This window comes from Burkholderia sp. 22313 (assembly GCF_052045245.1).
Lineage (GTDB): Bacteria > Pseudomonadota > Gammaproteobacteria > Burkholderiales > Burkholderiaceae > Burkholderia.
Map to the genome: position 1 here is coordinate 149713 of NZ_JBQEON010000007.1, position 14726 is coordinate 164438.

Genomic DNA, 14726 nt, shown 5'->3' on the forward strand with positions numbered 1-14726 from the left:
GTTTCGATAGCGCGCCGGATCCTCTTCCCGATCGTGCGGCCAGATAAAAGACGCGAATCTATTGCATTGCCGCGGTATTGCTGCGCCATTTGGAAACCGATCCGTAATCAATGTCGGGCTGCCGTTATCCATCAAGCGGACATGCCGTAACGGCGGCAACCTTGTTTTCTTGAAAGAATGTCGAGAAATCTTCTTCTCGAAAAACGACCGCATCGATGTTTCTGGCGAAGAGGTCGGGTTTTGTCGTCAGAAATGCAGCGATAGCGTTTTCGCGCGCGGGATTGATGCGAGGAACCGTCGGCCGGTGTATCGGGCAGCGGTTTTGACTCGCAGAGTTCATTGAACAAACCTCGCGATTATTACCGCGACCGACAAAATCCATCGATAATCAAACCCCATTTATTTCGGCTCCCGAGTTAATAAATCCTTCTACACTGTCTTCAGCAACGGCCGCGATTCAGTCGTCGCCCGGATTGCCACCGGTGCGGATGCTGAAAGGTCGATGCGTGAAGGGCCGTGGGGTATCCGGCCTTCAAAAAAGACAAGAAATTCAAAAAGAATCGCTCCAGAGCCTCACCGTACAGGAACGGGCATGCAAAGACCGGGGACAGACGTCCGCAGCGCGGGCGCGTTGCACAATTCCGGCGTAGCGGCGTTCGCCGACATCATGATGCGTCGGCTCGACAGCGTTTCGCCTTCGCCTGTATCGCGATTGCCGGACATCGTGAGATGAACGGGATACGGAACAGGGCCGTTGCCGGCCCGGACGCGGGCGCGCACGGCACCGGCATGCTCGACGCGCATGTGCTGATCGGCGTGTCGGCGGCACTGCGCCAGCTGGTCCGGATGATCGATCGGGTGGCGCCGACCGAGCATACGCTGCTGATCGTCGGGCCGACCGGCTCCGGAAAGGAACTGGTCGCGCGACGCCTTCACGCAAACGGCCCGCGGCGCGACATGCCGTTCATCGACGTGAACTGCGGCGCCATTCCCCACGACCTGATCGAGGCGGAGTTCTTCGGCCATGTCCGCGGCGCCTTCACGGGCGCGGTCGACGACCACCGCGGCCTGTTCGGCCAGGTCGGGGCCGGCACCCTCTTTCTCGACGAGATCGGCGAGCTGCCGCTGGCGCTGCAGCCCAAGCTGCTGCGCGTGCTCGAAACGCGCACGTTCCGGCCGATCGGCGCGTCGGCGAGCCAGCGATTTGCCGGCCGCATCGTGGCGGCCACCCATCGAAACCTGCTGGAAGAAGCGCGCGTCGGCCGGTTCAGGGAGGACCTGTTCTACCGTCTCGCGGTCTTCATTCTCAACGTGCCGGGGCTCGCGCAACGCAGCGAGGACATCCCGCTCTTGGCCGCGCATTTTGCTGCCCAGCAAACGCGCGCGATCGCGTTCACGCCGGCGGCCATCAAGCGGATGTGCGAGCATCCGTGGCCGGGCAACGTGCGCCAGTTGCGCAATCTCGTCAGCCAGCTCAGCGTGTTCGCCGAGCAGGCGCGGATCGACGTCGACACGCTCGCGCCGTTCCTGGCCACGGAGGACGCGCCCGACGCGACGGCATGCGCGCTGCTCGCGGATCGCCTGCTCGAGTTCGGCGGCAGCGACAAGCTGGCGGCAGCCGAACGCCTGCTCATCGACCGCGCGCTCGAGCGGACTTCCTACAACAAGAGCGCCGCGGCCGCGTTGCTCGGCGTGAGCCGGAAGGTCGTCGAGCGCCGGCTCAAGGCGCGCGAAGCGCAGCACGGCGAGGCGCGGCAGTGCCTGGAGCGGGCGGAAGCGCTGGCCGGTGCCGTCCAGTATCGCGAATCCGTCGCGCTGTTGCGCCGCTGCGTCGATCTGCTGCAAAAGGCCAGCCCGACCGACGACAGCCGCCGCTTGCAGTTCGGCGCCTATCGCCTGCTGGCCGTCGTGCTGCGCAGTGTTCATGGCTGGCAGTTTCCCGAGGCGGCCGCCTGTTACGAGACGGCCTTGTCGATCGGCGATGGCGTATGCGACGCACGCGAGCTCGCCACCGTGCACTTCGGCATCTGGACGACACAGCTCGTGACGCTGCAACTCACCCGGGCGCGTGCCACCGCGCAGGAGCTGCTGCACCGCGCGCACGCAACGGACGACCGGATGATGCTCGACGACGCTCACGTCGCGCTGGCCAATACGCTGTTCTGGCTCGGCGACAGCGAGGAGGCGCTGGCGCTGCTGTCCCGTGGCGGCCTGACCGGCATCGGCCGCGCCGATCGCCGGCTCGGGGTCTGCGGCACCGATGTCGCCGGGCTCGCGTTGACGTTCGAGGGGCTGGCCGCCTACCAGACCGGCGCACTCGACGATGCACGCGGTGCCATGCACCGCTTGACCGAGCGAGCGGAGCTCGAGCCGCCGTCCTTGCCCGGTCGCGCGCTCGACCTGCAAGGCGCCGCGTGGCTGGCGATGCTCTTCAACGACGTCGATCGGCTCGGGAACCTGACCCGTGCGTTCGACGCGATCCCGCCGGCCGGCGCACCGGCTTGTGCGGGCGGTGCGGTGCGGATTTTCAGGGCGTGCTACCTGAGTGCGATCGGCGAGTTCGACGCGGCCGAGGCGATGCTGCTGGACGCCTATGAAAACGAAATCGAACGGCAGGGCGGCGCGCTGTTCCATTCGATCAAGGCCTGGAAACATGGCGAGATCCTGTTGAGCACGGGGCGCGCGCAACAGTGCGAAGCGCTGGTTTCCGACGCGCTCGACAAGATGATTCGCCGGCAGGAGCGTGCGTATCTCGGCGAGCTGTTGATCCTCAAGGCCCGTGCGCAATCGATGCTGGGCGATACGGCGGGTGCCGAGCAAGGGTTGCGCATCGCGATCTCGACGGCGCTGGCGCTGGGCTCGGTGCCCGCTCGTCTTGCCGCGATGGGCCATCTCGCGGATCTGTCGCGACCGGCCGCCCGGCCGGCGTCGATCATCGAAACGCTCGAACGGCCCTTGCACCTGCCCGTCGCACCGCGACCGTCGGCCACGCCGCTCCAGGATCCGGGCCTGCAGTAGCGCTCGCTCGAGCGCGATGTCCCGCGCGTGCGCGGTGCGGCACGGCGGATTGCCCCCATGACACCTTCATTCCGGGACCGCGGCGCGCGGCGAAGGTCGGCGCCCGGTCGACGCGCATGGACACATTCGTCCACCACGCAGCAAACGATCGGACGAATTCGTCCTTCGGTTGCCGAGCGGCAGCACGGCGCGCCGGCGCAGGCCTGCCCATCCACGACTGGCATATCCGTTGCTTGATCCCATGCTCGCGGGGCTTCCGCGAATCGGCACGACGACCTTTCAAGCGAGACCGTCATGAACAGGGAAACCGGCCATGCCATTCCGCCTTATGGCGTAGCGATCCATCAAGCCATATCGGAAGGCGATCTATCGAAGATGAAGGCCTTGCTCGGCGAGGCCGAAGCGGTTCTGAAGCAGCACGGAGACCTTGCCGCCGCGGTCGGCAAGCTCAAGCAGGAGATCGTGCGGCGCGAGCAGGCCTGAGCGGCCGGCGCACGCATCGCCGTTTCGTTCACCACGCAGGAGGACCACATGTCAGAGAACACACGTACCGGGCTTTTCCCCGCGGGCTATCTCATCGGCACCGGCATGCCGGGTGCGCCATCGCTCAGGCTCGCATTGCTCGTGGATGCACCCGAAGGCAGTGTGGTGGGTACCGCAACGATCGGGCAGGCCGTGAATCCGCCGGTCGACTTCCATGCGGACGTCTGGGGCCACTACACCTATATGGCGCTGATGCCGCCGGTCAACACGCGCATCCTGATGACGCTGCAGGGCAACGACGGCGGCCCGAACTCGAATGCCATCGTGACGTTCCGGCTGCATCTCGTGCTGGAAAGCGACTGGCAAGGCGGCGTGGCGTCGTACAGCTTTTTCGACAACGGCAGCTGGCGCGCGTTCGAGAACGTGCCGGCCCGGATCGACCGGGAATTCGTGCCGCTCGAGCCCGGGCCGGTGATCGTCGAACCGCACGGCGGCCCGCGGCCCTTGTATGGCGCGCCGATTCAGCAAGCGGCGGCCTCCGGCGATCTCGCGCACATGAAGACGGTCGCGGCCGCGGCCACGCACCAGTTGCAAAGCCGTGACGAAATCGCGGCAGCGCTGGCCGCGCTGAAGACCGAAATCGCGCGCCTGGAAGCCGGGAACTGAAACCGGCCCGGTTGCCCCGATCCTTATTCGCTACAGGAGCCATTCAATGTCCGCCGCTCTTTTTCCCGTGAATTTTCGCGTCGCAACGCCGGCGATAGGCGCGCCGGTCCTCACGCTGGCGCTACTGATCAACTCGCCCGCCAAGAAGGTCAGCGGCGTGGCGCGCGTCACCCAGACGACCTGGCCGCCGCTCGAATTCAGTGCGCAGGTGTGGGGCCAGTACAGCCCGATCGTGTTGACGCCCGGCGGCAAGACGCAACTCGTCGTCAGCCTGCTCGGCAATCCATCCGGGCCGACCAGCGGCCTGGCCGAAACGTTCCGCCTGCAGGGCATCGTCGAGGCCGACTGGAAGTCGGGGGTCGCCAGCTACCGGTTCTTCGACGGCGCGCGCTGGCATGAGGTGGACCACGCGCTCATGACGGTGACCGGCGCGCTGCACCCGTTCGAGCCCCGCCATCCGGTCACGCCGCTGTACGGCGTCGGCCTGCAGCAGGCGCGGCAATCGGGCGATCTCGGCCGGATGAAGGCGCTGGCCCGCCAGGCCGAACAACAGCTCGCCGATTCCGGCCGCATCGAAGAAGCCCTCGCCGGCCTGAACGCCGAGATCGCCCGGCTGGAAGCCCGACGCTGAGCGCTTGCGAGGCGAGGCGCCTGCCGCGGCCCGCGGCGGGCGCCGTCGATCACCGGCCGGCGAGCCGCCGGTGCGGGACGGACGATACTCGAGGGACATCGATATGGACGACAATCAAGCGCGCCCGGTTCGCTTCCTGAGCGGAGAGGACTACCAACGGTTCGTCCCGGTCCACGTCGTGTGGGAAGTCACGCTGGCCTGCGACCTGAAGTGCCTGCACTGCGGGTCGCGCGCGGGCCACCGGCGCACCAGCGAACTGTCGACTGCCGAGTGTCTCGACGTGATCGATGCGCTGGCCAGGCTCGGCACCCGCGAAGTGTCGATGATCGGAGGCGAGGCTTACTTGCGCAAGGACTGGGCGCAACTCATCAAGGCCATCCGCGCGCACGGGATGTACTGCGCGGTGCAGACGGGCGGCCGCAACCTGACACCCGCGCGGCTCGCGCAGGCGGTCGAAGCGGGCCTCAACGGGCTGGGCGTGTCGCTGGACGGGCTGGCGCCGCTGCACGACAAGGTGCGCAATGTCCCGGGATCGTTCGATCGTGCGGTGGATACGCTGAAGCGTGCCCGTGCGCACGGTCTCGCGGTCAGCGTGAACACGCAGATCGGTTCCGCGACGATGCGCGACCTGCCCGCGTTGATGGACACGATCATCGAGATCGGGGCGACACATTGGCAGATTCAGCTGACGGTCGCGATGGGCAACGCGGTCGATCATGACGCGTTGCTTCTGCAGCCTTACCAGCTCGAAGCGTTGATGCCGCTGCTGGCCGATCTCTACCAGCGGGGGCTCGATCGCGGGCTGTTGATGAATGTCGGCAACAACATCGGCTACTTCGGGCCGTACGAGCATCTGTGGCGCGGTTTCGGCGACGAGCGGGTGCACTGGAGCGGATGCGCGGCCGGGCAGACCGTCATCGCGCTCGAAGCGGACGGCACCGTCAAGGGATGCCCGTCGCTCGCAACGGTCGGCTTCGCGGGCGGCAACATCCGGGATCTGTCGCTGGAAGAGATCTGGCGCACGAGCGAGGCGATCCATTTCGGCCGGTTGCGCTCGGTTGACGACCTGTGGGGATTTTGCCGCACGTGCTACTACGCCGACGTGTGCCGTGGCGGCTGTACGTGGACCTCGCATTCGCTGCTCGGCAAGCCGGGCAACAACCCGTATTGCCACTATCGCGTGCTCGAACTGAAGAAGCAGGGGCTGCGCGAGCGCATCGAGAAGATCGAGGAGGCTGCACCCGCGTCGTTCGCGGTGGGGCGCTTCGATCTGATCACGGAACGCATTGCGGACGGCACGCCCGTCGCGAGTATTTCCCGCTCGGGACAGACCGTCGAGCTCGCGTGGCAGCACAAGGGCAAGCGTGCGCCGGAGGTCGGGAGAATCCCGCCGAGGCTGGCCGTGTGCCGAGCGTGCAACAGCTACGTGCATCGGCACGAGTCGCAGTGCCCGCACTGCGGGGCGGACATCGCGGCCGCCGAGCGGGCTTACGAAGCGGACGCGCAGCGTCGTCATGCCCTCATCGAGGAAGTCGAGCGGCTGCTGAGTTGAGTGAACCGGGGCACGCCTCGGCGAACGTCGAGTGGAGTCCAGGAACCACTTTAAAAAACGGGTGGCCGATGCTGGATCGGCCATGACAAATGGACCTTATGGGGAATGTTCATGAGCAACGTGCAAGCGGAAGTGGCACCGGTGACCGGTGTCGGTACGTACTCCTGGGAACTGTCGCTGTATGAATACCAGGGAACCTGCTGGATCAAGTGGTCCACGAATGCGCCGTTTCGCGCGCAGCAAGGGCGAGTCTGCCTGTATTCCGGGGGCTTTCCATCCAATCCGACCGATGCGAAGGCGTGGAGCTGGGATAACGAAAACAACCAGAATTTCAATACGAAGCAGCCGTGGGGCGCCGGGTGGTGTGCGGGATATATCGCCGAAAGGAGCCCCAACGGGCCGTACACCTATTTCGCGAAAACCCAGGTGACGAGAACGTGAGTCGGCGTATCGAACGCTAGCACTCGCGACGGCAGGCAGTGGGGGCGTTGTTTCCGTTTCGTCGATACTCATTGATCCGACGACGCGGCGCGAACCTCGGGCCCGGCGGCGCCACCGCAAGAAGCCGTTTTTATCGTGTGCGGTCGGGCCCGGCATTGCCGGGCCTCGACATCGATGCCGCTACTTCACTGAATTTCCGCGCACGGCGGCGCATAATATTTTGATGTCGGCCCTTGGCTGGAAGAGGGTTTTATGCGCTGCCCCATCTGCGGATCCGAGAATCCTCCCGGCGGGAGGTTCTGCCAGGAATGCCAGGCCGTGCTGTGCCCCACGTGCCCGCAGTGCGGGCACGAGACAGCGCCCGCGGCCCGCTTCTGCAGCAACTGCGGCACGTCGCTGGCCACGCCCGCGGCTGCGCTGCCGCCATCGACCCGGCCAGCGGCGCCCGAACCGTCACCCACCCCCGTTCATTACACGCCCGATCATCTCGCCGAGCGCATCCGTGCCGAACACGCGGCGATGGAAGCGCGCGGCGAGCCCGCCGGCGAGCGCAAGACCGTGACCGCGCTGTTTGCCGACATGGCCGGGTCGACCGCGTTGATCCACGATCTCGATCCCGAAGTCGCACATCGCTTGATCGTGCCGGTGGTCGAACTGATGATGGACGCCGTCCACTACTACGAAGGCTACGTCGCGAAATCGCTCGGCGACGGCATCCTCGCGCTGTTCGGCGCGCCGATCGCGCACGAAGACCATGCGCAGCGCGCGCTTTTCGCCGCATTGCGCATGCAGCACGCGATGCGGCAGCACGGCGACCGCATTCGTCTGCAGGAAGGCATTCCCCTGCAGATTCGCGTCGGCGTTCATACCGGCGAGGTCGTCGTCCGTTCGATCCGCACCGACGACCTGCACACCGATTACGATCCGCTCGGGCACACGATCCACATCGCGTCGCGGATCGAAGGCATCGCCACGCCGACGTCGATTCTCGTCAGCGAGTCGACCCACAAGCTGGCGGAAGGCTATTTCGAGTTCAAGGCGCTGGGGGCCACGCAACTCAAGGGCATTCCCGCGCCGTTGAGCGTCTACGAAGTGCTGGGCCTCGGTGCGCTACGCACGCGCCTGCAACTGGCCGCACACCGTGGTCTCGCGCGGTTCGTCGGCCGCGAAACGGAACTGGAGCACCTGAACCAGGCCCTGGAGAGCATGCGGGCCGGGCATGGGCGCGTGGTCGGCGTGGCGGGGGAAGCCGGCGTCGGCAAGTCGCGCCTGTTCCACGAGTTCAAGGAGCGTTCGCGACGCGGCGCGCTGGTGCTGGAGACGTTTTCGGTATCGCACGGCAAGGCGTTTTCCAACTTGCCGCTCATCGAACTCCTGAAGAATTATTTCCAGATCACCGCGCAGGACGACGAGCGGAGCTGCCGGGAAAAGGTCATCGGCAAGGCGCTCGCGCTCGAGCGCGGTTTCGAGGACCTCGTGCCGTACGTCCTCTATCTGCTTGGCATCGGTGAAGGCGGGCCGGTGCTCGTCGAGATGGATCCGCAGATCCGGCGCGACCGCACCTTCGATGCGATCAGGCAGCTGCTCGTGCGCGAGAGCCAGAACCAGCCGGTCCATCTGCTGTTCGAGGACCTGCAGTGGCTGGACCGCGAAACGGAAACCTTCCTCGCGTACCTGGTCGACCACGTGCCGGCCGCACGCATCCTGCTTCTGGTGAACTACCGGCCCGAGTATCAGCCTGCGTGGGCGCGCGCGGCGCACTGGAGCACGATCCGGCTCGAACCGCTCGGCCCTGCCGACGCGCAAGGGCTGCTCGCGGCGCTGCTCGGCGAGGATCGCACGCTCGGGCCGCTGAAGCAGCGCATTCTGGAGAAGACGGAGGGCAATCCGTTCTTCATGGAGGAAGTGGTCCAGACGCTGGTCGAGGAGAACTCGCTGCTCGGCGAGGCCGGGCGCTATCGCATCGTGGAGACGCCGGCGACGCTGCACATTCCTGCCACCGTGCAGGGCGTGCTCGCCGCCCGGATCGACCGGCTGCCGATCGAGGAAAAGGAGCTGCTGCAGGCACTTGCCGTGATCGGCCACGAGTTTCCGTTCAGCCTGGTCCGGCAAATCTGCAGCGAGGCGCCGGTACGGGACGACGAACTGCGGCGTCTGCTCGCGCATCTGGAAGCGGCGGAGTTCATCTACGAGCGCCCTGCGTTTCCCGAAGTCAATTATTCATTCAAGCACGCGCTGACCCAGGAAGTGGCCGGGCGTTCGTTGCTCACGCAACGGCGTACCACGCTGCACGAGCGCACCGCGCAGGCGATCGAGGTGCTGTTCCCGACGCGCATCGCCGATTACTGCAGCGAACTCGCGCACCACTACAGTCAGAGCGGCAACGTGCCGAAGGCCGTCGAATACCTGCATCGCGCGGCGCAGCAGGCGCTGCGCCACGCCGCCCATCACGATGCAATGAATCATCTCGGCGCGGCACTTGCGCTACTGAAGGGCTTGCCCGACACGCCGATGCGCGCGCATTGGGAGCTGACGCTGTTGCTTTCGCTGGGGCCGGTCCTGATGGATGTGCGTGGGTATGGCGCGACGGAGGTGGGCGCGACCTACAGGCGTGCGCTCGAACTATGCGAGCGCACGGGCGAGGCATCGCAACGCTTTGCGACGCAGCTGGGATTGCGGATACACCATGTGGTGCGCGGCGAGTATGCCATCGCGAGTGCCCTGGGCAAGCAGATGCTCGATACGGCGCGGGAAGGGAATGACCCGGGTTTGCTCGTGGAGGCCCATAGTGCACGGGGCGGCTGCGTGTTTCTGCAGGGCGATTTCGACGCTGCTCGCGCAAACCTGGAAGCGGCGCTTGCGATCTACGATCCGAAGCAGCATCAGGCACATGTCTTCACGCACGGGGTGGATCCCGGCATTCGGGCGCTCAGCTACCTCGCGTTGACTTTGTGGTTTCAGGGATATCCGGAACAAGCGCTCGAACGCAGCGTCGATGCACTCGCGCTCGCGCAGGGCCTCGCTTACGGGCCGTCCCTGGCGTTCGGTCTGACCTACGCGGCCCACTTGCATCAGCTGCGCAGGGAGCCGGTGCTTGCCGGTGAGCGTGCAGAGGCGGTCATTGCCGTATCGACCGAGCACGGATTGCCCTACTGGCTCGCATGGGGGACGCTTCTGCGAGGCTGGGCGGCGAGCGCACTGGGAAACATCCGGGACGGCATCGCGCAGATGCGGCTGGGCCTCGATGCGCTGCGGGCGGCGGGCGGCGAAGACCTGCGGCCCTATTCTCTCGCGTTGCTCGCCGACAGTTACTGGCGCGCGGGTGACGCGCGCGCGGCACGGGACATGCTGGAAGAGGCCATGGCGATCGTCGAGCAATCCGGCGAGCATTGCTACGAGGCCGAGCTGCACCGGCTCGCGGGAATCTGTCTGGCCGGACGGGCCGACGAGGACGGGACAGCCGCTGCATGCGACGACGAAGCCGCCGACTGTTTTCAGCGCGCGATCGCGTGCGCACGCCGGCAGGGCGCCAGAGCGCTGGAATTGCGAGCCGCGTCGGACCTCGTCCGGCTGTTGCAACGGCAGGGGAAGACGGCGGAGGCGCAGCAAATGCTGTCCGACGTGTACATCGGCTTCACCGAAGGCTTCGCGACGCGCGATCTGCGAGAGGCGAAAACGCTGCTGGATGCATTGGGTGCGCGCGCCGGATGAACGGGGCCGCGGCGCACGACGACGCATCGTGTGACCCCGCGCCGTCCACAACCTGCCGCTGCTTGAGGAGACGGGCATGACAATCACGCATACAAGACGCCGCGACGATGTCCCGCGCAAACCGATCGCGCTGGCGTTGCAGGGCGGCGGGATGCACGGCGCCTTCACCTGGGGCGTGCTTGACCGGCTGATCGAAGACGGCAGGCTTGAAATCGAAGGTGTCAGCGCGACCAGCGCCGGCGCGATGAACGCTTCCGTACTCGCATACGGGCTGCTGCAGGGCGGCGAGGACGGTGCGCGTCAGGCACTGCACGACTTCTGGCAGGCGGTCGCGCAATCGGCGGAGCGCTACAACCCGCTGCGCTGGGCGCCCTGGCTGAAGGGCACGCATAGCTTCGGGCTCGATCATTCGCCGCTTTATGCCCTGGCCGACATGATGCTGCGCGTGTTTTCTCCGTATCAGTTCAATCCGGGCAACCTGAATCCGCTGCGCGAAGTACTAGAACGGCAGGTCGATTTCGACGCGTTGCGCAAGCACTGTCCGATCCGGTTGCATCTATGCGCAACCAACGTCGAGACGGGGAAGATCCGCCTCTTCACGGGCGAGGATGTCAGCGCCGACGCGGTACTTGCATCGGCATGCGTGCCGACGCTGTTCCAGGCGGTCTCGATCGATGGCGAGTACTACTGGGATGGCGGCTACATGGGTAATCCGGCCATCTATCCGCTTATCTACAATTGCACGACGCGCGACGTCGTGATCGTGCACATCAATCCGCTCGTGCGCCGCGGCGTCCCGATCACGGCCGCGGAAATTCTCAACCGGATCAGCGAGATCAGTTTCAACTCGTCGCTGATGCGCGAGATGCGAGCCATCGCGTTCGTCACCGACCTGATCCAGCAAGGCACGATCAAGCGCGGCGAGATGAAGGAAATGCTGATCCATTCCATTCGCGCGGACGACGCGCTGAGCGCGTTGAGCGTATCGAGCAAGTACAACGCGGACTGGGCATTCCTGAGCGGACTGCGTGACCACGGGCGACGCGAAGCGGACGCGTGGCTCGCGCATCATTACGGAAACATCGGAAAGCGGTCGAGCATCGACATTCGCAGGGAATTTCTCTGAGCGCATCGCAGTCGTGTCGGCATCGCGCGATCACGCATGGCCGGCACGGCCCAAGGAGCGAACGTGAACCGGACGCAGGCGCGGTTTGTCGCGTTGTGGTCGTGCGGCGGCGGGATCCATGCCGAGGACGTGTATCGCATGCTCGCACGCTGCTATGCGGAGCCGGCTCGCCATTACCATACGCTCGCGCATGTGCGGCGATGCTTGCATCATCTCGACCAGGCGCGCGACGCGATTCCGGAGCCGGATGCCGTCGAACTCGCGCTCTGGTTTCATGACGTGATTTTTGTCCCCGGCGCGCAAGACAACGAGCAGCGTAGCGCGGACTGGTTCGAACGCCAGGCAGACGGGCGAATCCGCACGTGCGATCGCATCCGCGAGATGATTCTCGCGACGACCCACTCGGGTATTGCCACCGAACCGGATACCCGTTTCGTGTGCGACATCGACCTGGCGGCGCTCGGTGCTTCTCGCAGCCGATTTCGCGTAGACGGCCGCCACCTTCGGGCAGAGCGCCCCGATCTCGACGACCGGGCTTACGACCGTCTTGAACGCACGATGCTGCGCGGGCTGCTCGAACGTCCGCGCATCTATCTGACCGATTTCTTCTACACGCGCTGCGAGGCGCGGGCGCGCAGCAACCTGAGCTGGCGGTTGGGTTTGCCGATTCCGGCGTGAGGGCGAGTGCGCTGCTGTTCGCCGAAGCGCCATTTGCCTTGAGCGGAACCGGACACCGCGAGCACCTGGCTCGCGGTGTCCCGAGACTCAATGCTGGAGACGATCGATCGTGCCGTCCTGCTTGAGACGCGCGAGTGCGGCGTCGAGCGCCTGCAGCGTGCGGCCATCGCCCTCGCGCACGCCGATCACGCTGCTCGCGCCCTGAATCGCCGGATCATCGCGCCGGCCGTCCCGTGCGCGTGACGTTGAATCGGGAGACGACGTTGACGTCGTAGATGACGCACCGTGATGCGACGGCTCGGGCGGAGCGGGCCCGGCGTTGCCGGACCTCGACAACGATCCCGCTATTTCACGGGCGTGAGGACCGGCGCGCCCTTGTTCTTGATCAGGAACACGACGAATCTGGCCGGCTTCGTGCTGCTGGCGTTTCTTCCGACCGTATGCACGTCCTCCGGGCCTTCGTGGAACGTGTCGCCGGCGTGAAGCGTGACTTCCTTCCCGCCGTTCAGCCCCATCACGATGCTGCCGTCAAGCACGTAGACGAATGCGTGTGCGTCGTGACGATGAACGGGATCGACGCTGCCGGGCGGATAATCCACGACGATCATCTCGACTTCCTTGCCCGGATACTCGGGCAGCGGCTCCGTGGTCAGCTGCGTCACTTTGGCTTGCGGTGCGGCGGCGGCCGGCTGAACGGGCATCAGGAGCGACAGCGCAAGCGGTACGAGCGCGAGCATGATGCGTTTCATGTCGTTACTCCAGGTTGGCCTTGTCGAGCCCGAACATCTTGTCGAACGAACCGGGCACGATGCGGAACGCGACATTCAGCCGGTTCCAGTTGTTGATCGCACCGACGAGGAAGGTGAGATCCGACAGCTCCTTCTCGGAATAGTGGGCCCGTACGCGTTCGTAGAGGTCGTCCGGTACGCCATGCGACGGCAGATGCGTCAATGCTTCGGTCCATTCCAGCGCGGCACGCTCGCGCGGCGAAAACAGCGGCGACTCGCGCCAGATCGCGACGTGATGCAAGCGCAGTTCACGCTCGCCGTGGATTTTTGCCATCTTGATGTGCATGTCGACGCAGAACGCGCAACCATTGATCTGCGATGCGCGGATCTCGATGAGTTCTCGAATCGGCGTCTCGATCGTCGTCTTTTGAAACAGGCCGTCGAGCTCGACGAGCTTCCTGGTCAGTTCCGGCGATTGCTGAAAGTAGTTGATACGTTGCGTCATGATCCATTCTCCTGATCGGTTTAAGCGGTGCCGCAGCCCCGGCGCGTGCCGATTCATTGCGAGACCTGCCTGGTAACTATCGTAATCGCGGGCCTCGCGGGTCAGTAGTGCCGGGGAGGTGCGCACTCTGTTGCCGCTTCGGCACCAATCGCCCGGCAGATGCGCCGGCCACCCGCACACCGCCGACGTTCGCTCAGACCGACACGGCGACGACACCGCAGATTCCCTGCCGGGCCATCTTCGTATAAGGGCACAGGCGCTCCGTGTCGCGGACAAGGCGTTCCGCGACCTGCCGGTCCACACCCGGCATGCGAACGGTGACGTTGGCAATCAGCGCATATCCGCCATCGACGGGATCGCGACCGAACGAGACCTCGACCGTGACGGTCGTTTCCCGGTTGTCGATTTTCTCGCGTTGTGCCAGCAGGCTCAGCGCACCGTGAAAACACGCGGCGTAGCCGGCGGCAAGAAGCTGTTCGGGATTGGTGCCGCCGCCCGGGCCGCCCAGTTCGGTGGGCAGCCGCAGATCGAGGACGAGACAACCGTCGGCGGATCGCGCGACGCCCGATGCACGGCCGTGCCGGGCCTCGCCTCCGGAGACGGTAACGGTGGTCGTGTAGAGCGCGGCGAATGCCTCTCCACGATATTTGTCGAGCAGTGCCAGCGACGGAGGTTGCACCCTCTCGTTTTCCATATGCCTCCCGGTTGCTTGTATTGGTCAACGCGAGCGTCTCGAACCTTGCGTATCGGGGCGGGGCGTCGTTTGTCGAAGCGAATCAACGCAATGGCGCAGCGCTTGCCTGCAAGTCGATCCCCATGACCTCCATCCGAAAGATGGACCACACGTTCCTGCATGCTAGGCAAAGGCAAGTCGCCGTACCAGATCGGTATCGGGATGCATGGTGTTGCCTGCCCCGCACCAATGAGATGCGGCCGGGGAGTGATCGGTCGTATCGCGCGCTCGACGAATGCGGTGATGCCGTTGATTGGTGCCAATGAGGAACGGGAAAGTGTTCCGATACAGGTCTACCTGCGCGCGCGGCCGGCTCTTAGTATCAAGGTACGGCAATGCGCCTGATCAGGGATGCAAACGAACCCTCGATTGCGATAACGCTCGACGCTTGCGTCCTGATTCGTGATTTTCCGCCGCTGATGAAGTGCCGCGAATGCAACGGCAATCGCGCCCG

Annotated in this window: 14 protein-coding genes; 10 read left to right on the forward strand and 4 right to left on the reverse strand. The window is 65.3% G+C overall.

Going from position 1 to position 14726, the window contains the following annotated elements:
* Positions 1-124 precede the first annotated feature (124 nt).
* Positions 125-382: a hypothetical protein gene (locus tag ACTJKF_RS08525; protein WP_440623116.1), complete on the reverse strand. Its 258-nt coding sequence runs from the start codon at positions 380-382 to the stop codon at positions 125-127.
* Between the two features lie 347 nt (positions 383-729).
* On the opposite strand from ACTJKF_RS08525, the gene ACTJKF_RS08530 reads away from it, so the two are divergent.
* The 10 genes from ACTJKF_RS08530 to ACTJKF_RS08575 all read left to right on the forward strand — a co-directional run bounded on the left by ACTJKF_RS08530 (position 730) and on the right by ACTJKF_RS08575 (position 12549).
* On the forward strand, positions 730-3018 hold the full coding sequence (locus ACTJKF_RS08530) for a sigma 54-interacting transcriptional regulator (RefSeq protein ID WP_440623117.1): 2289 nt from the start codon (positions 730-732) through the stop codon (positions 3016-3018).
* 294 nt (positions 3019-3312) lie between these two features.
* Positions 3313-3501: a DUF1843 domain-containing protein gene (locus ACTJKF_RS08535; RefSeq protein ID WP_440623118.1), complete on the forward strand. Its 189-nt coding sequence runs from the start codon at positions 3313-3315 to the stop codon at positions 3499-3501.
* A gap of 48 nt (positions 3502-3549) precedes the next feature.
* Positions 3550-4167 (forward strand): DUF1842 domain-containing protein, encoded by a 618-nt coding sequence (locus ACTJKF_RS08540; RefSeq protein ID WP_440623119.1) that lies wholly within the window; start codon positions 3550-3552, stop codon positions 4165-4167.
* A 46-nt stretch (positions 4168-4213) separates the two neighbouring features.
* On the forward strand, positions 4214-4798 hold the full coding sequence (locus ACTJKF_RS08545; RefSeq protein WP_440623120.1) for a DUF1842 domain-containing protein: 585 nt from the start codon (positions 4214-4216) through the stop codon (positions 4796-4798).
* Between the two features lie 103 nt (positions 4799-4901).
* Entirely contained in the window at positions 4902-6350 is a 1449-nt protein-coding gene (locus ACTJKF_RS08550) for a GDL motif peptide-associated radical SAM/SPASM maturase (protein ID WP_440623121.1), read from the forward strand.
* A gap of 111 nt (positions 6351-6461) precedes the next feature.
* Positions 6462-6791, forward strand: coding sequence for a hypothetical protein (locus ACTJKF_RS08555; protein ID WP_440623122.1), 330 nt, complete (start codon positions 6462-6464; stop codon positions 6789-6791).
* A 252-nt stretch (positions 6792-7043) separates the two neighbouring features.
* The gene (locus tag ACTJKF_RS08560) at positions 7044-10502 is read left to right on the forward strand and encodes an AAA family ATPase (RefSeq protein ID WP_440623123.1); all 3459 of its coding nucleotides are present in this window, start codon (positions 7044-7046) and stop codon (positions 10500-10502) included.
* A gap of 76 nt (positions 10503-10578) precedes the next feature.
* The gene (locus ACTJKF_RS08565) at positions 10579-11628 is read left to right on the forward strand and encodes a patatin-like phospholipase family protein (protein ID WP_440623124.1); all 1050 of its coding nucleotides are present in this window, start codon (positions 10579-10581) and stop codon (positions 11626-11628) included.
* Between the two features lie 138 nt (positions 11629-11766).
* Positions 11767-12306, forward strand: a complete 540-nt coding sequence (locus ACTJKF_RS08570) for an HD domain-containing protein (protein WP_440623156.1) — start codon at positions 11767-11769, stop codon at positions 12304-12306.
* A gap of 90 nt (positions 12307-12396) precedes the next feature.
* A complete protein-coding gene (locus ACTJKF_RS08575) occupies positions 12397-12549 on the forward strand; it encodes a hypothetical protein (protein ID WP_440623125.1) in 153 nt (50 codons plus the stop codon).
* Between the two features lie 101 nt (positions 12550-12650).
* Here the strand turns inward: ACTJKF_RS08575 and ACTJKF_RS08580 are convergent, their stop codons facing one another.
* The 3 genes from ACTJKF_RS08580 to ACTJKF_RS08590 all read right to left on the reverse strand — a co-directional run bounded on the left by ACTJKF_RS08580 (position 12651) and on the right by ACTJKF_RS08590 (position 14233).
* Complete coding sequence (locus ACTJKF_RS08580) at positions 12651-13055, reverse strand: cupin domain-containing protein (protein ID WP_440623126.1); 405 nt, start codon at positions 13053-13055, stop codon at positions 12651-12653.
* 4 nt (positions 13056-13059) lie between these two features.
* Positions 13060-13539 (reverse strand): carboxymuconolactone decarboxylase family protein, encoded by a 480-nt coding sequence (locus ACTJKF_RS08585; RefSeq protein WP_440623127.1) that lies wholly within the window; start codon positions 13537-13539, stop codon positions 13060-13062.
* Positions 13540-13732: 193 nt separating this feature from the next.
* On the reverse strand, positions 13733-14233 hold the full coding sequence (locus tag ACTJKF_RS08590) for an Ohr family peroxiredoxin (protein WP_440623128.1): 501 nt from the start codon (positions 14231-14233) through the stop codon (positions 13733-13735).
* Between the last annotated feature and the right edge of the window lie 493 nt (positions 14234-14726).